The organism is Curtobacterium pusillum, from assembly GCF_007680845.1.
In the GTDB taxonomy this organism is placed as follows: domain Bacteria; phylum Actinomycetota; class Actinomycetes; order Actinomycetales; family Microbacteriaceae; genus Curtobacterium; species Curtobacterium pusillum_B.
The window spans coordinates 209,704-229,864 of sequence record NZ_VEIY01000005.1 but is presented as its reverse complement, the minus strand read 5'-3'; the positions used below and the strand labels follow the sequence as shown (position 1 = coordinate 229,864).

The following is a 20,161-nucleotide window of genomic DNA, read 5'->3' as shown; positions in this document are numbered from 1 at the left end:
AGAGACTCCTCGTCACACGGCGCAACGCCCGTTCACGCTCCGCAACACCCGTCGCCCCGGGGCCCGACCGGTCATAGCGTCGCCGTCATGACCGACTACCTCGACCGCGAGCACGACAAGACCTTCACGAAGGTCTACAAGCAGCAGACCCCGGACATCCTCAAGGCGTTCGTGCAGTTCGACGAGTCGGTGTTCCAGGCCGAGGGGCGCGAGATCCCGCTGAAGTACCGGGAGCTCATCGCCCTCGCCGTCGGCATCACCACGCAGTGCGTCTACTGCATCGACGGCCACAGCCAGCGCGCGGTCAAGGCCGGCGCGAACGAGGCCGAGCTCGCCGAGGCCGCCTGGGTCGCCACGGCGATCCGCGCCGGCGGCGGGTTCGCCCACGGCCGCCTCGGCTTCAAGTTCGGCGCCGACGCCGCCGCCCCCGCCCCGCACGAGCACTGACCACCGCACACCCACGACGGAGAGCGCACCCATGCCCGACCGCACCACCCTCGTCACCGCCCTGCAGGGCGCTGGCTGGCACCCCGCCGGCTGGCGCACCGCCGGCCCCGCGGCGCAGCGACTCACCAGCCTCCGGCACTGGCGCGACGTCGTCGTCGAGCAGGACCGTCTCGGCGTCGACGCCGTCACGATCGAGGACTCCTTCACCGCCGGCCCGGTGGATTCGTCCGGCGACCTCGACACGACCACCGTCGTCGGCCGCCTCGACGCCCTCCTCGTCGCGAACGCGGTCGCCCCCGCGACCCGCGCGCTCGGTCTGGTCCCGACCGTCTCGGTGACGCACACCGAACCGTTCCACGTCGCCACGGGCCTCCAGACCCTCGACCACGTCTCGCTCGGCCGGGCCGGCTGGCGGATCCAGGTGAGCCCGACGACCCGCGAGGCCGCGCTCTTCGGCCGCCGCCCCGGCGGCGACGACGTGTCGACCCTCTTCGCGGAGGCGCGGGAGGTCGCCGAGGTCGTCTCCCGCCTCTGGGACAGCTGGGACGACGACGCGATCATCCGCGACGTCACGACCGGCCGCTTCATCGACCGGGACCGGATCCACAACGCCGAGTTCGTCGGCGAGCACGTCTCGGTACACGGCGCGTCGATCGTGCCGCGATCGCCGCAGGGCCGGCCGCCGGTCTTCTCGCTGGCGCACCGGTCGGACGCGGCCGCGTTCGCCGTCGACACCGCGGACGTCGTGCTGGTCACGCCCGGCTTCGACGGCCGGGAGGCGCGGGAGCTGCTGTCGGAGATCCGGCACCTCGAGCAGGCGGCCGGCTCCGACGTCCGTCGCCCGGTCCTCGCCGACCTCGCGGTGCTCATCGGATCGTCGCCCGCTGCCGCGGCCGACGAGCTCGCCGCCCTCGACGAGGCCGCCGGCACGCCGTACGCGGACGTCTCCGACACGTCCGTCCTCGCGACCACCGTCCCGGAACTCGTGTCGCTGATCGGCGACCTCCGAGGCCTCGGCTTCGCCGGCGTCCGCCTCCGTCCCCTCCGCATCCCCGTGGACAGCACCGCGATCGCGCGGCAGCTCGTCCCCGCGCTCGTCACGGCCGGCCTCCGCGCCGACGTGGCCTCGCGTCCCACCGCCGACCTGCGCACGCGGCTCGGCATCGCCCCGGCGGTCAGCCGGTACGCGTCCGTCTCCGGTCCCGCTCCCGTGGAGGTCTCAGCATGAGCACCAAGCGTCAGGTCCACCTCGCCGCCCACTTCCCTGGCGTCAACAACACGACCATCTGGAGCGACGACCGGGCCGAGAGCCAGATCGCGTTCTCGTCGTTCGAGCACTTCGCCCGGAACGCCGAGCGCGGGTTCTTCGACTACCTGTTCCTCGCCGAGGGCCTGCGGCTGCGCGAGCAGAAGGGCCGCATCCACGACCTCGACGTCGTCGGGCGCCCGAACACGCTCGCGATCCTGGCCGCCCTCGCCGGGGCCACCGAGCACATCGGGCTCGTCGGCACCCTGCAGACGACGTTCAACGAGCCGCTCGAGCTCGCGAAGCAGCTCGCGACGCTCGACCACCTCACCGACGGCCGCGCCGGCTGGAACGTGGTGACGAGCTCGGACGCCTTCCACGGTGCGAACTTCCGCCGTGGCGGGTTCCTCGAACACGCCGAGCGCTACACCCGGGCCGCGGAGTTCATCGAGCTGTCCCGTGAGCTCTGGGACTCGTGGGAGTCTGACGCCGTCGTGGCGAACGCCGCAGCGGGCGGCAGCTTCGCGGACCGCTCCCGGATCCGCGACGTCGACCACCACGGCCCGCAGTTCGACGTCACCGGGACGTTCCCGGTGCCGCGGAGCCCGCAGGGCCACCCCGTGGTCGTGCAGGCGGGCGACTCCGACGAGGGTCGCGACCTCGCCGCCCGGCACGCCGAGGTGATCTTCTCGCTGCACACCGAGTTCGAGGACGCGCAGACGTACTACCGGGACATCACCGAGCGCCTCGAGCGGGTCGGCCGGTCGAAGGACGAGCTGCACATCCTGCCCGGCGCGACCTTCACGATCGGGGACACCGCGGCCGACGCCGAGGAGCGGTCCCGCGCGATCCGCCGTGCCCAGGTCAGCCCGGCGACCGCGATCGCGTTCCTCGAGCAGGTCTGGAACCGCGACCTGTCCTCGTACGACGTCGACGGCCCGCTGCCCGAGGTCGATCCGGACTACGAGGGCGCGGCGATCACCCGCGGTCGTGCGCGGCACACCCGTGACGTGCCGGCGCTCGTGCAGTCCTGGCGCGACCTGGCCGAGGCCGAGCACCTGTCGATCCGCGAGCTCGTCATCCAGGTGTCGACCCGCGGCGGCTTCGTCGGCACGCCCGAGCACATCGCCGCCGAGATCGACCGGTACGTCCAGGAGCGCGCGACCGACGGCTTCGTCGTCGTCCCGCACACGAACCCCTACGGCCTCGACGAATTCGTCGACCGGGTCGTCCCGCTGCTGCAGGAGCGCGGGGTGTACCGGGAGTCGTACGACGAGGGCGCGACCCTCCGCGAGACGCTCGGCCTGCCGGGGACCATCACCCAGCGCCAGGCAGTGTCGGCATGACCGTGCGGAGCCTGTCCATCCTCGTCCCGGGGAACTTCGACGACGACGCCCCTGTCGAGGGACTCGAGGCGACGCTCGACCTGTTCGCCACGGCGGAGCGGCTCGGCGTCGACGGCGCCTGGGTCCGCCACCGCCACCTCGAGCACGGCATCGGGTCGGCGGCGGTGTTCCTCGCGGCGGCGTCGCAGCGCACGAGCACGATCGAGCTCGGCGTCGCGGTCGTGCCGATCGGCTGGGAGAGCCCGTTCCGCCTCGCCGAGGACTTCTCGCTCGCCGACGTCCTGTCCCACGGGCGGGTCCAGGTCGGGCTGTCGACGAGCGCGCCGCACGAGGACATCCTCGGCGACCTGGTGTTCGACGGCGACTGGCGCTCCTTCGACCGCGGCTACGGGCGGGTCACCCGGTTCGTCGACAACCTGCGCGGGGAGTTCCTCGGCGACGAGGACACCGTCATCCAGAGCCCGGGCAACGTCCAGCGGCCGCGGCTGCAGCCGCACGCCCCGGGGCTCGTGGACCGTGTCTGGTACGGCGCCGGGTCGCTGCGCTCGGCCGCGTTCGCGGGCAGCGCCGGACTCAACCTGCTGATCGGCAACCTCACCTCGGGCGAGGGCACCGACGACTACGCGACCGCGCAGCGGAACCAGCTCGCCGCGTACCGGGCGGCGCTACCGTCGGGCCGCGCGCCCCGCGTCGCCTGGGGTCGCTGCGTCGTGCCGACCGACTCGGCCGACCGGGTCTCCCGAGAGCGCTACCGGTCCTGGTACGAATCGCGACTCGCCCGCCAGTCCGCTCCCCAGGGGCCTCGTCGCACCCTGTTCTCCGCGGACCTCGTCGGTCCCGCCGAGCAGATCGTGGAGCAGCTCGTCGAGGACGCCACCCTCGCCGAGGTCGACGAGTTCCGCATCGAGCTGCCGTACGAGTTCGCCGGCGACGAGTACGAGCAGATCGTCGCCGACGTCGCGGCGAGGGTCGCGCCCGAGCTCGGTTGGCTGCCGGCGGTGGTCGCGGCGTGACCCGGTACGTGCTCTCCCGCATCGGGCAGGCCGTGCTCGTGCTCTGGGCGGCGTGGACGATCTCGTTCTTCGTCCTGTACGTCCTGCCGAGCGACCCCGCCCGGATCATGCTCGGGCCGGACGCCACCGACGTGACCCAGGCGCAGCTCGACCAGCTCCGGCACCAGTACGGGCTCGACCAGCCGGTCCTCGTGCAGTACGTCCAGCACCTCGGCTCGCTCCTGACGGGCGACCTCGGCCGCTCGATCGGCGTCGGGCGTCCGGTCACCGAGGTCATCGGCGAGGCCGTCGGACCGACCGTGCAGATCGCCGTCGCCGGCCTGCTCCTCGCGATCGTGTTCGGCGGCGGACTCGCGGTGCTCGCGACGTGGACCCGGAACCGCTCCCTCGGCCAGTTCCTCCTCCAGCTGCCCCCGATCGGCGTCGCCGTCCCCGGCTTCTGGTTCGCCCTGCTGCTCGTGCAGTGGTTCTCGTTCGGGCTGCACGTGTTCCCGGCGTTCGGCGGCGAGGGACCCGCGTCCGTGGTCCTCCCCGCGATCACCCTGGCGCTCCCCACCGGAGCCACGATCGCCCAGCTGCTGTCGAAGTCCCTCGTGGCGACGCTCCGCGAACCGTACGTCGACACCGCGTACGCCAAGGGCGCGAGCCGCTGGCGGGTGCAGCTCCGGCACGCGCTGAAGAACGCCGCACTGCCGGCCCTCACCGTCACCGGCCTCATCGTCGGCCAGCTCTTCTCCGGCACCGTCGTCACCGAGACCGTGTTCTCCCGCCCCGGCCTCGGCCGCGTGACCGCGACGGCCGTGCAGGGGCAGGACATCCCCGTCGTCCAGGGCATCGTGCTCGTCGCCGCGGCGATCTTCGTCGTCGTGAACCTCGTCGTCGACCTCGTGTACCCGCTCCTCGACCCGCGCGTGGTGCTCGCCGGCAGCCGCCGACGGCTCCGCGAGCAGGACGGAGCGGCACCCGGCGCGGGTACGCCCGGGGCGAGCACCCACTCCGAACCGAAGGCGGTCCCCGCATGACCGAGACCACCCGGCTCGCCGTCGGCCGCGTCGCCCCGCTCGGTGCCGACGCGCTCCCCGGCACCCACGGCGGACCGACCGCAGCTCTCCGCGCCGTCGTCGCGCGCCCGACCCTCACCGTCGCGGTGGTGTGGCTCGCGCTCGTCGTCCTCGCCGCCCTCGTACCGGCGCTCCTCACCCAGCACGACCCGCTCGCCGCCGAGCCGGCGGTGAAGCTCACCGCCCCCGACGCCGCGCACTGGTTCGGCACCGACCAGCTCGGCCGGGACCTCTACGCCCGGGTCGTGCACGGGACCGCCCTGACGCTGCAGGCCGCGATCCTCGCGATCCTCATCGGGCTCGTCGGCGGGTCGCTCGTCGGGCTCGTCGCCGGGTTCGTCGGCGGCGTCGTCGACACCGTGCTCATGCGGGTCGCGGACGTCCTCCTCGCGATCCCGAGCCTGCTGCTCTCGCTCACCATCGTCACCGTGCTCGGCTTCGGCACCGTGAACGTCGCCGTCGCGGTCGGTGTCGCGAGCATCGCCACCATCGCCCGGATCATGCGGTCCGAGGTCGTCCGCGTCCGCACGGCCCTGTACGTCGAGGCCGCGGCAGCGAACGGGAACCGCTGGTGGCGGGTGCTCCTCGTGCACGTGCTGCCGAACGCCGCCGGCCCGGTGCTCGTGCTCGCCGCACTCGAGTTCGGCACCGCGATCCTCGCGGTCTCGAGCCTGAGCTTCCTCGGCTACGGCGCCCAGCCGCCGGCGCCGGAGTGGGGCTCCCTCGTGGCGACCGGCCGCGACTCCATCGCCACGTCGTGGTGGCTGACGACCATCCCGGGTCTCGTCATCGCGGTCACGGTCCTCGCGGGCAACCGCGTCGCCCGCGCGCTCGACACCGAACGGCGGGCGGTCCGATGAGCCTCCTCAGCATCCGCGACCTCACCGTCGCCTACGGCCACGGCCGGCACGCGCGCACCGCGCTGCACGGGGTCTCGCTCGACGTCGGCCGCGGCGAACGGGTCGCGATCGTGGGCGAGTCCGGGTCCGGCAAGTCGACGACGGCGCACGCGGTCCTGCGGCTCCTGCCCGCAGCGGCGGAGCTGACGGGAGGCACGGTGCGGCTCGCCGGGACGGCCGCCGGTCCCGCAGGCCTCGACCTGGTCACCGCGTCCGACGCCGAGGTGCGCTCGGTCCGCGGCCTCCGGATCGGCTTCGTCCCGCAGGACCCGACCGTCTCGCTCAACCCCGTCACGAGGATCGGTACGCAGGTCGCCGAGGTGCTCGAGATCCACGGCATCGCGACCGGAGCCGAGGCGCACGAGCGTGCCGTCGAGGAGCTGCGCCGCGCCGGCATCGACCGGCCGGACCTCCGCGCGCGGCAGTACCCGCACGAGCTGTCCGGCGGCATGCGGCAGCGCGTGCTCATCGCCATCGCACTCATCGGCGACCCGGAGCTGCTGGTCGCCGACGAGCCGACGAGCGCGCTCGACGTGACGGTCCAGCGGACGATCCTCGACCACCTCGACCGGCTCGTCGCCGAGCGGGGCACGAGCGTCCTCTTCATCACGCACGACCTCGGGGTCGCCGCCGACCGGGCCGACCGGATCGTCGTGATGTCCGAGGGGCGGATCGTCGAGCAGGGCACCCCCGCCGAGGTGCTCGGCGCACCCCGCGAGCCGTACACCCGCGCGCTCATCGCCGCCGCCCCGAGCCTCGACGACGTGACGGGCGCCGTCGACGCGCGCCGGGCCGTGACGGCGACCAGCGTCGAGGACCGGTCCCCGGCCGACGGGGCCGCACCGCGCCTCCCGTCCGACAGCGGCGAAGCGCTCGTCGTCGCGACCGGACTGCGGAAGTCCTTCGCCCGTGTGACGGCCGTCGACGGCGTCGACGTGACCGTCCCGCGCGGCCGCACCCTCGCGCTGGTGGGGGAGTCCGGGTCCGGCAAGTCGACCACGGCGCGGCTGGTGCTCGGGCTCGAACGCGCCGATGCCGGCGCCGTCCGGTTCGACGGCGACGACGTGACCGACGCGCGCGGCGGGCGCTTGCGGGCCTACCGGCGCCGCGCGCAGATCGTGCAGCAGAACCCGTACGCGGCACTGCACCCACGGCTGTCGGTCGGCTCGATCATCGCCGACCCGCTCGCGGCGTTCGGCGTCGGCACCCGGCGTTCGCGTGCTGCCCGCGCCGCGGAGCTGCTCGACCTCGTCGCCCTGCCCGCCTCCGCCGCGCGGCGTCGGCCGTCAGAGCTGTCCGGCGGCCAGCGGCAGCGCGTCGCCATCGCCCGGGCGCTCGCGCTCGACCCGTCGTTCATCGTCCTCGACGAACCCGTCTCGGCGCTCGACGTGTCCGTGCAGGCGCAGATCCTCGAGCTGCTCGCCACGCTGCAGGACGCACTCGGGGTCTCCTACCTGTTCATCTCGCACGACCTCGCCGTGGTCCGCCGCATCGCCCACGAGGTGTCCGTCCTCCGGGGCGGGCGCGTGGTCGAGCACGGCGGGGTCGCCGCGGTCCTGCACCACCCGCAGCACGAGTACACGCGTGCGCTGCTCGACGCGATCCCGGGACGATCCCGGCACCTCGCCACCTCAGAAGGAGTCTCATGACCACCCACCGCACCCCGATCCGTCTGGTGGCCGCGATCGCGGCCAGCACCGCGGCGGCACTGGTGATGGCCGGCTGCTCGTCGGGGAGCACGTCGTCGTCCTCGTCGTCGTCGAAGCCCGTCGACGGCGGTTCGCTGCAGTACGCGATCGCCAACGACCCGATCTCGCTCAACCCGAGCGGGACCGGCGCGGGCAACGACACGCTCGCCATCACCCGGCAGCTCGTCGACTCGCTCCTCTGGCAGGACCCGTCCGACGGCTCGCTCAAGCCGTGGCTGGCGACGAAGTACTCCGCGAACAGCGACGCGACCGCCTTCACGTTCGACCTGCGGTCCGGCGTGACGTTCTCGGACGGGTCCGCGTTCGACGCCACCGCCGTGAAGGACACCTTCGACGACATCGCGAAGGCCGGGGCCTCGAGCACCGCCGCGGCGTACTTCTCCGGGTACCGCGAGACGAAGGTGATCGACGACGACACGGTGGAGGTCGACTTCACCACGCCGAACGCCGCGTTCCCGAACGCCACCTCGACCGTCGCCCTCGGCATCGTCGCACCGAAGACCACCGAGACGCCGTTCGACGACCGCGCCGACGGGTCCGCCGTGATCGGCTCGGGACCGTTCACGCTGCAGTCGTACACGAAGAACACCTCGACGGTCCTGACGAAGCGGAAGGACTACGACTGGGGTCCCGCCGCTCGTGGAGACTCCGGAGCCGCGCACCTGTCGAAGGTCACGTTCCAGGTCGTGCCGGAGGCGAGCGTCCGCACCGGCAGCCTGCAGTCCGGGCAGCTCGACGCGATCTCGAGCGTGCAGCCGAGCGACGTCGACACCCTGAAGTCCCAGTACGAGCTCGTCACGCGGGCGAACCCCGGGCAGGTGTTCGGTCTGACGTTCAACCAGAAGCGCGCGGTCGTGTCCGACCTCGCCGTCCGCAAGGCGATCGCGCAGGCCGTCGACCCGAAGACCGTGCGGGACACCTCCCTGAACGACCTGTTCAAGGTCGCCACCTCGGTGCTCGGCTCGACCACGCCCGGGTACACGGACACGTCGTCGGCCATCTCGTACGACCCCTCGGCCGCCGCTTCGGCTCTGGACGACGCCGGGTGGAAGAAGGGCTCGGACGGCATCCGTGCGAAGGACGGCGAGAAGCTGCAGCTCAAGCTCATCTGGATCACGAACTTCGGCCCGAACCAGACCTCGCTCGAACTCGTCCAGCAGGAGCTGAAGAAGGTCGGCGTCGGCCTGACCCTCGAGAGCGGCACCGTCCCGCAGTACCTGGCGAACCTGACCAGCGGCGACTGGGACCTCTCGTGGGACAACAGCTCCCGGGCCGACGGTGACGTGCTCCGGTCGAAGTTCGCCAGCGGCGGTGCGCAGTCCATCGGGGCGTCCGACTCGACGCTCGACGCGCTGTTCACGAAGGAGCTGTCCCAGTCCGACGCCACGGCCCGGTCGGCCACCTTCGCCGAGATCCAGGAGCGGATCGCGTCGCAGGTCGACTTCGTGCCGGTGCACGAGCTGACGAGCATCATCGCGACGGCGAAGGACGTGCACGGCATCGTCTTCGGCGCGGACACCCGGCTCGACCAGCTCACCGGCGCGTGGAAGGACGCATCGTGACCGGCGCGCTGGGTGCTGAGTCCGGCGCTGGCGGCCGCGCTGTCCCGCTGTCCGTGCTCGACCTCGTGCCGGTGTCGTCCGGGTCGACCGCCACAACGGCACTGGCGAACACCCTCGACCTCGCCCGCGCCGCCGAACGCGCCGGGTACGCCCGGTACTGGCTCGCCGAGCACCACCTCAACCCGGGGGTCGCCGGCAGCGCACCGAACATCGTGATCGGTGCCGTGGCCGCCGCGACCTCGACCATCCGCGTCGGCAGCGCGGCGACCCTGGTCGGCAACGTCCGCGGGCTGCAGATCGCCGAGACCTTCGGCACGCTCGCCGCCCTGTACGGGCCGCGGATCGACCTCGGGCTCGGACGGTCCGGTGCGCCCGCGCCCGGCACACCCAAGCCGCCCTCGCTCGCTCCGCGTGAGGACGAAGTCGTCGACGGCCTGCTCGTCCCGGCACCGTTCGACTTCCGGATCGCGCCACGTTCCCGGTTCGCGCTGCAGGGCGAACTGCTCGGCCGGGTCCCCGGCGACGTCGACCGGTTCTCAGACGATCTTGCGGTGATCCGAGCCCTCTTCGCGGGGACGTACACGCGAGACGGCGTCGTGGTCGAGGCGCCACCCGCCACCGGAGCACCCGTCGAACTCTGGATCCACGGGTCGACGGGAGGTGAGAGTGCCCGGACCGCCGGTGCGCTCGGCCTGCCGTACGGCGCGAACTACCACACGTCGCCGGGCACGGTCCTGGCTTCGGTGCAGGCGTACCGCGACGCGTTCCGGCCCGGTGTGCTCGACGCCCCGCACGTCATCGTGTCGGCCGACGTCGTGGTCGGCCGGACCCCGGACGAGGCGGCGGAGCTCGCGCTCGGCTACGGCCAGTGGGTGCACTCCATCCGCTCCGGAGTCGGGGCCGTCGAGTACCCGACGCCCGACGCAGCACGGGAGCACCCGTTGGACGACGCCGCGGCGGCATCGGTGGCGGACCGCATCGCGACCCGGTTCGTCGGCGACGCCGGGACGGTCGCCGACCGGCTCGAGACCCTGCGCCGTGCGACCGGGGCGGACGAGCTCCTCGTCACCACGATCACGCACGACCACGCCGCCCGCGTGCGCTCCTACGAGCTGCTCGCCGCGGAGTGGGCCCGGCGCGCGGACGCCCCGGAGCCCGCGGTGGCGGTGCGCTGATGCGGTTCCAACTGCTCGACATCGTCCCCTACCAGGAGGACCCGGTCACCGGGCACATCGTGCCGCCGTCGGAGCGCTTGGCATCGGTGGTCGAGACCGCCCGGTTCGTGGAGGAGCTCGGGTTCGACTCCTTCGCCGTGGGGGAGCGGCACGCCGGTCCGTTCCTGTCCGCCGCGCCGACCGTGCTCCTCGGGGCGATCGCGGCCTCGACCTCGCGCATCCGCCTGCAGACCGGGGTCACCGTGCTGTCGATCCTCGACCCCGTCCGGGTCGCCGAGGACTACGCCACCGTCGACCAGCTCTCCCGTGGTCGTCTCGAGCTGACGGTCGGCAAGGGCAACGAGGTGCTGCAGTACCCGATCTTCGGGCTCGACCTCGCCGACCAGTGGGACCTGCTCGCCGAGAAGTACGCGGCGCTCCGGGCGTTCTGGGGCCCGGCGCCGGTGGACTGGGCCGGTGGGGCCTCCACCCACCCGCAGCACGGCATCACCACGCTGCCGCGCCCGTTCCGTCCGGGAGGTCCACGCGTGTGGCACGGCTCGGCATCCTCCACGGTGTCGGTCGAGCTCGCCGCACGGTGGGGCGACCCGCTGTTCAGTGCGAACGCCATCCAGCCGCTCGAGGCCTACGGTGTGCTCGTCGACCGGTACCGCCGTGCCTTCGCGGAGGCCGGGCACACCGACCGGAGGCCGTACGTCGGCGCCGGAGCCGGTGCGGGCGGCATCTTCGTCGCGTCGACGTCGCAGGAGGCCAAGCGGCTCTACGGTCCGGTGTACGAGGGACTCGTCGCCCGCCGCGACGTGCCCGGGAACAACACGCCCTTCCGTGACATCGACCACGCCGTCGCCGAGGGGCCGGCGCTGGTCGGCAGCCCGCAGCAGGTCGTCGACAAGATCGGGCGGTTCCACGAGCGGCTCGGCACGGACCTGCAGTCGGTGTCGTTGCCGACGACGCTGCCCCTGGCGGATCAGTTCGCGACGCTGGAGCGGTTCGCCGCCGAGGTGGTGCCGGTGGTGCGCGCGGCGTTCCCGACCACCCTCTGGTCGGAGGCGGACGTGCACGGCTCGGCGGTCCCCGCCGCGGAAGTCGCGGCCTGAGGTCGTCGGCGTCACTCCGTCGCGTCGGCGTCCGGCTTCATCCAGAACGGCGACCAGTGGTAGCCGTCGGGGTCGTCGAACTGGCGCTGGTACATGAACGGGTAGTCGTCGGTGTCGCCGCTCCGTCCTCCCGCGGCGCCGGCCCGTTCCACGAGGTCGTCCACCGCTTCGCGACTGCCGAGGTCGAACGACACCGTGACCTTCGACGGCGTGTCCGGTCCACCGATCAGGGACTCGACGCCGCCGACGCTCGCGTACATCTCACGGCTGCCGAGCATCACGTACTGGTCAGGAGCGATGGCGAAGCACGACACCTGGTCGCCGGACAGCTCAGCGTTGAGCGTCCAGCCGAGGGCGGTGGTGAAGGCGGTCGCGCGCGGCACGCTCTCGACCGGGCAGGTGATGAAGATGCTCATGCGGCCGAGCGTGCCCGCGCGGGTCCCCGGCGTCAAGGGCACGGCAGGGCGGCCTGCGCATCGCGTGCGGCCTGGCGCGCACATGCAGCGACACCGCACGCGTCGATGGACGGGTGCGGTGTCGCAGCCACGGTTCAGCTGTTGTCGAGCGGCAGACCCTCGGGGTTGAGCTCGGACTGCTTGACGGCCTCGTTCGACAGGTTGTACGCCTTGAGCCACTTCGCGTAGGTGCCGTCGTCGATGAGCTCGTCGATCGCCTCCCGCATGGGCTTGGCGATCCCGCTGTCCTTCTTCGTGGTCGCCGCGATCAGCCCCTGCAGCGAGGAACCGGCGCCGGAGTACGTGCCGGCGGTCTTGGTCGGCTTCGCGCTGCCCTTGCTCTGCGTGTTCTGGTACGCGATCGTCGGGTTCGGGCCGAAGTACGCGTCGATCTTGCCCGAGTCGAGCGCGAGCTTGATCGCGTTCCCGTCCGGGTAGTACTTGATCGAGAAGTCCTTGCCCTTCGCCTGCAGCTCCTTCTGCCACCCGAGCAGGATCTTCTCCTGGTTGGTGCCCGAGCTGACCGACAGGGTCTTGCCGGCGAGGACGGACGGGTCCCCGTCGAAGGTGAACGACGAGTCGGCGAGCACCTGGAACGCGAGGTTGTCCTGGCGGTACGAGGCGAAGTCGTACTTCTCCTTGCGCTGCTCGGTGACGGTGATGTTCGAGAAGCCGGCGTCGTACTTGCCGCTGTCGATGCCGACGAAGAGGTTGTCCCACGTGGCGTTCTGGACGTCGGCGTCGAGACCGAGCTTCGCGGCGACGAGTCGACCGAGGTCCGGTTCGGACCCGGTCAGGGTCTTCTGGTCGTCACCGGTGAACGCGAGCGGCGGGAACCCCGACGGCAGGGCGCCGACACCGATCGTGAGCTTGCCGGACTTCTTGACGGCGGCGGGGAGTTCGTCGTGGAGCTTCGTGTCCTCGGCGACGGTGACCTTCGTCTCGGTCGCGGCGCCGTTCGACGCGGCACCGATCGTGACCGTGCCGTCGGACGAGTCGGAGCCCGTGCCGGCGCTGGCGTTCGCGGCGCAGCCGGCGAGGGCGACGACGACTCCGGTGGCGAGGACGAGGGCGCCGGCGCGGTGGCGCCAGCGTGCGGGGGTGGTCGTGGACATGGTTCTCCTGGGGTCGGGTCGAGCGGGGTCGGGTCGAGCGGGGTCGGGTCGGGTCGGTGTGCTGTGTGCGGGGAGTCGTCAGCGGACGCGGGACAGGAAGTCGCGCGTCCTGGGGTGCTGCGGGTCGTCGATGACCTGCGCGGGCGGGCCCTGCTCGACGACGCGGCCGTGGTCGAGGAACACGACGTGGTCGGCGACCTCGCGGGCGAAGGCGACCTCGTGCGTCACGATGACGAGGGTCGTGCCGGACTCGGCGAGGCCGGCGATCACGCCGAGCACCTCGCCGACGAGCTCGGGGTCGAGGGCCGAGGTCGGCTCGTCGAGCAGGACCACGGACGGCTCGAGCGCCAGCGCCCGGGCGATCGCCACGCGCTGCTGCTGCCCGCCGGACAGTTGCCGCGGGCGGGTGGCCCCGCGGTCGCCGAGGCCGACCCGTTCCAGCAGCGTCTGCGCCCGCGCCTTCGCCGTCGCCGCCGGGACACCCGAGGCGATCGGTCCCTCGGCGACGTTCTCGAGCGCGGTGAGGTGCGGGAACAGGTTGAAGTGCTGGAACACGAACCCGATCCGGGAGCGCTGTCGGAGGATGTGCCGCTCGGGCAGCTCCTTGTACCGGGGGACCCCGTCGCGGCCGGTCTTCACGCGGACGCCGATCGTCTCGCCGCCGACCGTGACGACGCCGCGGTCGAGGGGTTCGAGGTGGTTGATTGCCCGCAGCAGCGTGGACTTGCCGGAGCCGGAGGGGCCGAGGATCACGGTGACGCTCCCGGACGCCAACTCGAGGTCGACGCCGTCGATCACGACCTGGGAGCCGAACGTCTTCACGGCGCCGTGGATGCCGATCGCTGCGCTCATCAGACGGCCTTCCCGTCGTTCCGGGGCCGACGTCCGGCACCGCGCCGGACCGCAGCCCGCAGCCGCTGGAACGGCGTCGGCGGGAGCGACCGCACGGACCCGCGCGCCGTCCACCGCTCGACGTAGTACTGCACGACCGACACTGCGCTCGTGAGCGCGAGGTACCAGATCGTCGCGACGACGAGCAGCGGGATGATGTCGGTCGGGTACGTGCTCGACAGGTTCTGCACCACGCCGAACAGGTCGAGCAGCGACACGTAGAACAGCAGCGACGACGCCTTGAGCAATCCGACGACCTGGTTCACGAACGCCGGCACGATCGACCGGAGCGCCTGCGGCAGGATGACCCGGACGAACTGGCGCCGTCGGGGGAGCCCGAGTGCCTGCGCGGCCTCGTGCTGCCCGTGGTCGACGGCGAGCACGCCGGCGCGGACGATCTCCGACGCGTACGCGATCTCGCTGAGGCTCAGGCCGATGACGCCGATGGCCAGGTCGCCGAGCACGTTCGCGGTCGGCACCTGGAACTGCGGCCCGAACGGGATGCCGACGCCGATCGTCGGGTACAGCGAGCCGAGGTTGTAGAGGAAGACGAGGACGAGGATGAGCGGCACCGAGCGGAACAGCCACACGTAGCCCCACGCGAGCCCGGACAGCACCGGGTTCCGCGACAGCCGCGCGATCGCCACGACGACGCCGCCCGCGAAGCTGATGACGGCGCTCAGCCCGGTCGCGACGAGGGTGAGCTGCAGGCCGGTCAGGATCGCCGGGCTGAACAGCCACTTCCCGACGGCCGGCCAGCCCCACTGCTCGTTGGTGAAGAGCGTCTCGACGAAGTTGAGCAGCACCACGAGCACGAGGGCGGCGGCGATCCAGCGCAGCGGGTGGCGCAGCGGGACGACGGGGCGGTCGAGCGCGGCGCGTCCGGCCGCGTCGATGGTCGCGGCGGACGGACGGGAGGCGCGGTGCGCGTCGTCCGCGTCCGCTCCGGTCCCGACGCTGGTCGCGCCGCGCCTGGGCGCCTCGGTGATCTCGGTCATGCGGCGACCGTAGGAGGGGTGCGGGGAGGACGACAACGGCACCCGCAACACACCGGCACGGGGCGGAACACGACGTCACGTGGCACGCGGGGATGACGTTCTGTGACTCGTGTGCGCGGCTATCGTGACGACCATGACCGCACATCGCGTGACCGCACCCGAGCCGCCCGCCGCCGGCACGAAGGTGCAGGGGCCGGCGTCGTACTTCCCGAGCATCGAGAAGACCTACGGCCGTCCGGTGCAGGAGTGGCTCGACCTCGTCGTCGACCGGCTCGACGACCACAAGCACATGGAGGTCGTTTCCTGGCTCAAGGCCGAGCACGGCATGGGGCACGGGCACGCGAACGCCATCGTCGGCTACGTGCGCCGGGCACTGGCTGACTGAACGTCCCGGACGTGGTTGACACGGTTGTCGGACCCGAGCGAGAATGGGTTGACACGGTTGACAGGAGGATGATCATGGCGACCCCGCAACGCTCTGGCGGCCACGCTGGCGCACCGGCTCACGTCGACGCGCTCAGCCCCACCGAGGAAGCCCTCCTCGCGACCCTCCGGCAGCGGTTCGTCCTCGGGCGCATCGGCGGGGTCCTCGCCGACGACACCGACGTCGAGCTCCTGGCCGACCGGATGGTCGCGGCGCTCCCTGCCGTCAAGCACGAGGCGGACGCGCTCATCGGGCCCTTCTACGACACCCCGTCCCTCGCCGCCTGGCGTGGGGTCACCCGGCAGGCGCTGAGCAAGGCCACCGCGAAGCGCGACCTCATCGGGCTGAAGATCGGTGACGGCAGCCTGGTGTTCCCGTCGTTCCAGTTCGGGGCCTCCGGGTCGCCGCTCCCGAACCTCCGGCAGGTGCTCGCCCTCATCGACCCGGACCGGATCGACCCGTGGGGCAGCGCGCTGTGGCTCAACACCGTGGCGGACGAGTTCGGCGGTACCACCGCTGCGCAGGCACTCCGCGACGGCCGCGCCGAGCAGGTGCTCGCGGCGGCCCGTCGTGCGGCGCACGCGTGGGCGGCGGACGCGTGAGCCCGAACCGCAACGACGTCGCGCAGCGCGTCCCGCGCGACGACCTCGACCTGACGGACTTCCCGGCCGAGGAGTCCCGCGGCACCACGTTCTACCGGGCGAAGCGGCACGACCGCGGGGCGTGGTGGTTCGCGAGCACCGAACCCGGTGCCGACGGCGTCGACGGCGGTCGATTCGACCTCGCCGTACCCCGGGGCACCTGCTACTGGGCGGACGCGGTCGAGGTCGCGGTGCGGGAACGCCTCGCGCACCACGTCCTCACGACGAACACCGTGTTCGTCTCCCGCGCGCGCGAGATGGTCGTGGTCGCGGCCCGCGCTTCCCGCGGGCGTCGGTTCGCGGACGTCACGCACCCCGCGGCCGTCCGGTTCGGCGTCGGTGCCGAGCTCCAGACGATGGGGGACTACCGCGTGCCGCAGGCGTGGGCGCGGGCGTTCGACGCGGCCGGGTTCGCCGGTGTGCGGTACAGCACGCGGTTCACCAGTGCCTCGGCGGCGAACGCCTGGGCGGTGTTCGGCGCAGCCGGGGTCCCGAAGCGCCCCCGACCGGAGCGCGTCCACCGCGACGGCGTGACGGCGTGCCGCGAGTCGGGCATCCGCGTGCTGGACGACGGGTCCGATGCCGGGCCCGAGCGCTTCACGTTCGTCGCGCCGCCGTCGGACTGACCGCCGCACCGGTGTCCCGGCCGTGGGCCGGTCGGGTGTCGGTGGTGTTCCCTAGCGTGACGACGTGGCCGAACCCGTCGATGCGTGGTGGCGCCGCCGGCAGTGGTCGCGCGGTGTCGCGGTGCCGTACGCCGTCGGGGCCTTCCGTGCCGAATGGGCGTCGTACCCGGTGCTCATCCGGCAGTACCACCCGGAGTGGAACCACGGCGTCGTCCTCACCCAGGTGCCGCCGGCGGCCGAGGTGCTTCTCACCTGGGAGTGCGACGTCGGCCACGTCTTCGTCGCGACGCCCGCCGAACAACGGTCCCGCCCGGGCCGCGAGCGTCGACGGTCGGTGTGGTGCCCGGAGTGCGCGGTCCAGGCGCAGCCGCAGCGCTGGCCCGTGCTGCCGTCGGACTGGCCCGAGGGGGTGCCGGTCCCGCAGCGCGTCGTGCGGCTGACCGGTCGCCAGACCCTGCCGGCAGCACCGTCGCGCGGCATGCCGGCGATGCCGTCCAACGGGGGCGCACCGTCGCTCGGCGTGCCCGCGGGCGCGGTCGCCTCGAGCCGGGGTCGCTCGCGTCGACCGGAGCCCGGCGCGCCCCGACGCCCGCGTCCACCGGCCGTGCCCCGGTCGATCTGCCCGAAGACGCCCCGGCTGCCCTCCGGAGAGTCGTTCACCAGCGCGTGCGCCCCGGCGACGGCGTCCGCGGTCGAAGCCGAGCTCCGTACCGCCCTGGCCGAACGCTTCGACTTCACGTTCGACCACTCCGCGATCCGCCTCGACCGACCGTTCTTCGACCACGTCGAGGCGTGGCCGGACATCATCCTCCCGGAACTCCGCGTCGCCATCGAGTACGACTCCACCGGCCGGCACGGGCTCGAGCACGTCGGACCCCGGCAGGAGACCGACCGCCGGAAGGACCGCGCGGTCCGCGGTGTCGGGTGGGAGGTCGTCCGCATCCGCACCGGGCGCCTGCAACCACTCGGGCCGTACGACCTCGAGGTCTCCGGCATCTCCGGCCGGACCATCGGACGCCTGGCCGACACGCTGCGGGAGATCCGCGGCGCGCTGTTCGTCGACGCCTACGCCCGCTGACCCGGGTCCTGGTCTCAGCCGCGGAGCGCCAGCGCCTCGCTCGACCACCGCGCGTGCAGGGCCCACGGGTCGTCGACCCCGGCCGCGACGGCGTCGACGTGGGCGAGCAGCTCGGGCGTCACCCGGAACCACTCGGTGCCCGGGTACCGCGTCGCGGCGAACTGCTCGTGCCGTCGGCGTTCGAGCGTCCGGTCGCCGCGCTCGAAGGCCAGCAGGTCCTGGTGCGGGATCGCGGCGAGGCGCTGCCGCGGGTTCGTCGTCGTCCCGATCTTGATCCGGTCGCCGAAGTCGTCGCGCATCCGGAGGTAGTAGACGACGTCGAGGCGCGGGGGAGCGAGGTCGCCGTCCGGCACGTCCCCCCACCGCCACTCGCACGTCGCGCACACGACGGCGGAGGGGTAGCGCACGCCGATCCGGGAGCCGCACACCGGGCACGGGCCGGGCAGGGCGTCCTCGGTGCCGGCGTGTTCGGCGGCGAAGTCGGCCACGAGCGCGACGTGCCCGGCACAGAGCGGCACCGGTGGCCCGTCGGCGGCGGCGACCCGTCCGTCGCACCCGGGGACGCAGCACGAGGTGACCATGCCCGGAACGCTAGCCCGACCCACCGACGGCACCCGCGCCTCCCGTCCGCCGCGCCGTGCCGCGCACCCGCCGCACCGAACCACGGAAGCGACATCGAACCGTTCGCCGACGCTGGTTCGACGTCGTTCGCGTGGTTCGACCCCAACCCGACCACCGCCGCGGCCCGCGCGCCCGCCGCTACTCGGTGAAGATCACGCCGATCGGCTCGCGCTTCTCCTCCTGGAACCGGTCCTCGGCGCGGCCGAGCGCCCAGTACGCGGACAGCGACATCTCGGACTTCTCCAGCCCCCAGTCGTCCTGCAGCAGCCGACGGATCGCCTTCATCGCGGTCCGCTCGCCGTGCGCGAACACCTCCACCGGCCTGGAGGGACGCTCCAGCGCCCGGGCCGCGTCCAGCAGGAGCGTGCCCGGCTCGGCGCCGGCGGCGTCGCGGTGCAGCCACCGCAGGTCGACCCCGCTCGGGTGGCGGACCGGCTGCTCGTCGTCGGGACCGGCCACCTCGACCAGGGCGACGCCCGTGGCGGAGTCGGGCAGCGCCTCCAGTGCGGCGGAGATCGCGGGGAGCGCGCTGTCGTCGCCGAGCAGCACGTGCGTGACGGCCGGGTCGGACGACGGCGTGTACCCGCCACCGGGCCCGGAGAGCGCGAGCAGGTCGCCGGGCTGCGCGGCCGCCGCCCACGGGCCCGCCAGCCCCTCGTCACCGTGCACGACGAAGTCGACCGCGATCGTCCGCGCGTCGTGGTCGACCGCGCGCACCGTGTAGGTGCGACGCGCGGGACGGTCCTGTTTCGGGAGGGACTCGCGCAGCGCCTCGAGGTCGTACGGCGGCGTCAGGCCGAGCGACGGCTTCGCGAGCAGGAGCTTCACGTACTTGTCCGTCGCGGCGAGTCGCTCGGGATCGGCGCCGCCGACGAACACGTCGAAGGCGGGGCCGCCGAGGTGGACCCGGACCATGTGCGGGGAGAGGCGCTCCGTGCGGTCGACGACGAATACGTGCTGGGGGCGCTGCGGTTTCGAGCTCATCGGTGCGAGCTTCCTCTCGGATCCTTGACGTTGTTCGAACTGAGGTTAGCCTTACCTCATGGACACGCCGGTCATCCCGTTCTCCGAGGTGCTGCGGCAGCGTGCCCGTCGGGCGCAGCGTCCGTCGGCGGGGGACGGCTTCATGCAGGACCTGCTCGGCGGCCGGTGCGACGTCGCCGAGTACGCGGCCCTGCTCGGGCAGTACGCGTTCGTCTACGCCGCGCTCGAGCGGGCAGCGGAACGGATGGCCGACCACCCCGTCGCCGCGCCGTTCGTCACCGCGCGGCTGACGCGGATGCCGGCGATCCGGGCGGACCTCGAGTACCTGGTCGGCCCGGACTGGCAGGAGCTCGTGTGCCCGCTGCCGGCGACCACGGCGTACGTCCGGCGTCTCAACGAGGTCGCTGCCCAGTGGCCCGGCGGCTTCGTCGCGCACCACTACACGCGGTCCCTCGGCGACCTGTCCGGCGGACGCGCCATCGGGCGGGTGCTGGCGGACCAGTTCGGCTTCGAGACGAACGGGATCCTCTTCTTCATCTTCGACCAGGTCGCGGACCCGAGCGCGTTCGAGGACACCTACCGTGCGCAGCTCGACGCGGCACCGTGGTCGGCCGAGGAGCGGGAGCGTGTCCTCGCAGAGGTGGAGCTCGCCCGTCGGCTCGACGACGGACTCCTGGCTGACCTCGACGCGACGCGCCGACCGGCCTTTCCCGGCGCTCCGGGGCGCGCGGGTGCCGACGGCGCGGTCGTCGCCTGAGCCCGACGCCCGCCGT

At 72.9% G+C, this 20,161-nt stretch carries 21 protein-coding genes; 15 read left to right on the top strand and 6 right to left on the bottom strand.

The genetic code is table 11. The annotated features are described in order from the left end of the window. The first annotated feature begins 87 nt into the window (after window positions 1–87). The 10 genes from FS825_RS12800 to FS825_RS12755 are packed head-to-tail and all read left to right on the top strand — an operon-like array spanning window position 88 to window position 11,555. Window positions 88–447 (top strand): carboxymuconolactone decarboxylase family protein, encoded by a 360-nt coding sequence (locus FS825_RS12800; RefSeq protein ID WP_079235830.1) that lies wholly within the window; start codon window positions 88–90, stop codon window positions 445–447. A gap of 31 nt (window positions 448–478) precedes the next feature. Continuing rightward, window positions 479–1,675 (top strand): LLM class flavin-dependent oxidoreductase, encoded by a 1,197-nt coding sequence (locus FS825_RS12795; RefSeq protein ID WP_144713594.1) that lies wholly within the window; start codon window positions 479–481, stop codon window positions 1,673–1,675. Continuing rightward, window positions 1,672–3,039: an NtaA/DmoA family FMN-dependent monooxygenase gene (locus tag FS825_RS12790; RefSeq protein WP_144713591.1), complete on the top strand. Its 1,368-nt coding sequence runs from the start codon at window positions 1,672–1,674 to the stop codon at window positions 3,037–3,039. The genes FS825_RS12795 and FS825_RS12790 overlap by 4 nt, the downstream gene beginning before the upstream one ends. Next, on the top strand, window positions 3,036–4,052 hold the full coding sequence (locus FS825_RS12785; RefSeq protein ID WP_144713588.1) for an LLM class flavin-dependent oxidoreductase: 1,017 nt from the start codon (window positions 3,036–3,038) through the stop codon (window positions 4,050–4,052). Before FS825_RS12790 ends, FS825_RS12785 begins: the two co-directional genes overlap by 4 nt. Beyond that, the gene (locus FS825_RS12780) at window positions 4,049–5,074 is read left to right on the top strand and encodes an ABC transporter permease (protein WP_144713586.1); all 1,026 of its coding nucleotides are present in this window, start codon (window positions 4,049–4,051) and stop codon (window positions 5,072–5,074) included. The genes FS825_RS12785 and FS825_RS12780 overlap by 4 nt, the downstream gene beginning before the upstream one ends. After that, a complete protein-coding gene (locus FS825_RS12775) occupies window positions 5,071–5,973 on the top strand; it encodes an ABC transporter permease (RefSeq protein WP_144713584.1) in 903 nt (300 codons plus the stop codon). The genes FS825_RS12780 and FS825_RS12775 overlap by 4 nt, the downstream gene beginning before the upstream one ends. Continuing rightward, the gene (locus FS825_RS12770) at window positions 5,970–7,661 is read left to right on the top strand and encodes a dipeptide ABC transporter ATP-binding protein (protein ID WP_144713582.1); all 1,692 of its coding nucleotides are present in this window, start codon (window positions 5,970–5,972) and stop codon (window positions 7,659–7,661) included. Before FS825_RS12775 ends, FS825_RS12770 begins: the two co-directional genes overlap by 4 nt. After that, window positions 7,658–9,283: an ABC transporter substrate-binding protein gene (locus FS825_RS12765; RefSeq protein WP_144713580.1), complete on the top strand. Its 1,626-nt coding sequence runs from the start codon at window positions 7,658–7,660 to the stop codon at window positions 9,281–9,283. The genes FS825_RS12770 and FS825_RS12765 overlap by 4 nt, the downstream gene beginning before the upstream one ends. Beyond that, window positions 9,280–10,458, top strand: coding sequence for an LLM class flavin-dependent oxidoreductase (locus FS825_RS12760; protein WP_260981160.1), 1,179 nt, complete (start codon window positions 9,280–9,282; stop codon window positions 10,456–10,458). Before FS825_RS12765 ends, FS825_RS12760 begins: the two co-directional genes overlap by 4 nt. Beyond that, the gene (locus tag FS825_RS12755; RefSeq protein WP_144713578.1) at window positions 10,458–11,555 is read left to right on the top strand and encodes an LLM class flavin-dependent oxidoreductase; all 1,098 of its coding nucleotides are present in this window, start codon (window positions 10,458–10,460) and stop codon (window positions 11,553–11,555) included. Before FS825_RS12760 ends, FS825_RS12755 begins: the two co-directional genes overlap by 1 nt. An 11-nt stretch (window positions 11,556–11,566) precedes the next feature. Here the strand turns inward: FS825_RS12755 and FS825_RS12750 are convergent, their stop codons facing one another. From FS825_RS12750 to FS825_RS12735, 4 genes are all read right to left on the bottom strand, one after another. Continuing rightward, window positions 11,567–11,971: a VOC family protein gene (locus FS825_RS12750; RefSeq protein WP_144713576.1), complete on the bottom strand. Its 405-nt coding sequence runs from the start codon at window positions 11,969–11,971 to the stop codon at window positions 11,567–11,569. A gap of 134 nt (window positions 11,972–12,105) precedes the next feature. After that, window positions 12,106–13,125, bottom strand: a complete 1,020-nt coding sequence (locus tag FS825_RS12745; RefSeq protein WP_144713574.1) for a transporter substrate-binding domain-containing protein — start codon at window positions 13,123–13,125, stop codon at window positions 12,106–12,108. Window positions 13,126–13,203: 78 nt separating this feature from the next. Next, a complete protein-coding gene (locus FS825_RS12740) occupies window positions 13,204–13,977 on the bottom strand; it encodes an amino acid ABC transporter ATP-binding protein (protein WP_144713572.1) in 774 nt (257 codons plus the stop codon). After that, entirely contained in the window at window positions 13,977–15,014 is a 1,038-nt protein-coding gene (locus FS825_RS12735) for an amino acid ABC transporter permease (protein ID WP_144713570.1), read from the bottom strand. Before FS825_RS12735 ends, FS825_RS12740 begins: the two co-directional genes overlap by 1 nt. A 133-nt stretch (window positions 15,015–15,147) precedes the next feature. Between FS825_RS12735 and FS825_RS12730 the strand changes: the two genes are divergently transcribed. The 4 genes from FS825_RS12730 to FS825_RS12715 all read left to right on the top strand — a co-directional run bounded on the left by FS825_RS12730 (window position 15,148) and on the right by FS825_RS12715 (window position 17,783). Then, entirely contained in the window at window positions 15,148–15,399 is a 252-nt protein-coding gene (locus FS825_RS12730) for a DUF4287 domain-containing protein (RefSeq protein WP_144713568.1), read from the top strand. 74 nt (window positions 15,400–15,473) lie between these two features. After that, window positions 15,474–16,040: a hypothetical protein gene (locus FS825_RS12725; protein WP_144713566.1), complete on the top strand. Its 567-nt coding sequence runs from the start codon at window positions 15,474–15,476 to the stop codon at window positions 16,038–16,040. Beyond that, window positions 16,037–16,705: an RES family NAD+ phosphorylase gene (locus FS825_RS12720; protein ID WP_222126934.1), complete on the top strand. Its 669-nt coding sequence runs from the start codon at window positions 16,037–16,039 to the stop codon at window positions 16,703–16,705. Before FS825_RS12725 ends, FS825_RS12720 begins: the two co-directional genes overlap by 4 nt. A 64-nt stretch (window positions 16,706–16,769) precedes the next feature. Then, window positions 16,770–17,783, top strand: coding sequence for a hypothetical protein (locus FS825_RS12715; protein ID WP_144713564.1), 1,014 nt, complete (start codon window positions 16,770–16,772; stop codon window positions 17,781–17,783). A 14-nt stretch (window positions 17,784–17,797) separates the two neighbouring features. Here the strand turns inward: FS825_RS12715 and FS825_RS12710 are convergent, their stop codons facing one another. After that, entirely contained in the window at window positions 17,798–18,364 is a 567-nt protein-coding gene (locus FS825_RS12710) for a GIY-YIG nuclease family protein (protein WP_144713562.1), read from the bottom strand. A 178-nt stretch (window positions 18,365–18,542) separates the two neighbouring features. Then, entirely contained in the window at window positions 18,543–19,388 is an 846-nt protein-coding gene (locus FS825_RS12705) for a siderophore-interacting protein (protein WP_144713560.1), read from the bottom strand. 58 nt (window positions 19,389–19,446) lie between these two features. Here FS825_RS12705 and FS825_RS12700 point away from each other — a divergent pair, with 58 nt between their 5' ends. Continuing rightward, window positions 19,447–20,145: a biliverdin-producing heme oxygenase gene (locus FS825_RS12700; RefSeq protein ID WP_144713558.1), complete on the top strand. Its 699-nt coding sequence runs from the start codon at window positions 19,447–19,449 to the stop codon at window positions 20,143–20,145. The last annotated feature ends 16 nt before the right edge of the window (window positions 20,146–20,161 follow it).

Coding starts and splice junctions, on each gene's coding strand:
- FS825_RS12800 (WP_079235830.1), top strand. CDS start 88: ATGACCGACTACCTCGACCGCGAGCACGACAAGACCTTCACGAAGGTC.
- FS825_RS12795 (WP_144713594.1), top strand. CDS start 479: ATGCCCGACCGCACCACCCTCGTCACCGCCCTGCAGGGCGCTGGCTGG.
- FS825_RS12790 (WP_144713591.1), top strand. CDS start 1,672: ATGAGCACCAAGCGTCAGGTCCACCTCGCCGCCCACTTCCCTGGCGTC.
- FS825_RS12785 (WP_144713588.1), top strand. CDS start 3,036: ATGACCGTGCGGAGCCTGTCCATCCTCGTCCCGGGGAACTTCGACGAC.
- FS825_RS12775 (WP_144713584.1), top strand. CDS start 5,071: ATGACCGAGACCACCCGGCTCGCCGTCGGCCGCGTCGCCCCGCTCGGT.
- FS825_RS12770 (WP_144713582.1), top strand. CDS start 5,970: ATGAGCCTCCTCAGCATCCGCGACCTCACCGTCGCCTACGGCCACGGC.
- FS825_RS12765 (WP_144713580.1), top strand. CDS start 7,658: ATGACCACCCACCGCACCCCGATCCGTCTGGTGGCCGCGATCGCGGCC.
- FS825_RS12755 (WP_144713578.1), top strand. CDS start 10,458: ATGCGGTTCCAACTGCTCGACATCGTCCCCTACCAGGAGGACCCGGTC.
- FS825_RS12750 (WP_144713576.1), bottom strand. CDS start 11,971: ATGAGCATCTTCATCACCTGCCCGGTCGAGAGCGTGCCGCGCGCGACC.
- FS825_RS12745 (WP_144713574.1), bottom strand. CDS start 13,125: ATGTCCACGACCACCCCCGCACGCTGGCGCCACCGCGCCGGCGCCCTC.
- FS825_RS12740 (WP_144713572.1), bottom strand. CDS start 13,977: ATGAGCGCAGCGATCGGCATCCACGGCGCCGTGAAGACGTTCGGCTCC.
- FS825_RS12735 (WP_144713570.1), bottom strand. CDS start 15,014: ATGACCGAGATCACCGAGGCGCCCAGGCGCGGCGCGACCAGCGTCGGG.
- FS825_RS12730 (WP_144713568.1), top strand. CDS start 15,148: ATGACCGCACATCGCGTGACCGCACCCGAGCCGCCCGCCGCCGGCACG.
- FS825_RS12725 (WP_144713566.1), top strand. CDS start 15,474: ATGGCGACCCCGCAACGCTCTGGCGGCCACGCTGGCGCACCGGCTCAC.
- FS825_RS12710 (WP_144713562.1), bottom strand. CDS start 18,364: ATGGTCACCTCGTGCTGCGTCCCCGGGTGCGACGGACGGGTCGCCGCC.
- FS825_RS12705 (WP_144713560.1), bottom strand. CDS start 19,388: ATGAGCTCGAAACCGCAGCGCCCCCAGCACGTATTCGTCGTCGACCGC.
- FS825_RS12700 (WP_144713558.1), top strand. CDS start 19,447: ATGGACACGCCGGTCATCCCGTTCTCCGAGGTGCTGCGGCAGCGTGCC.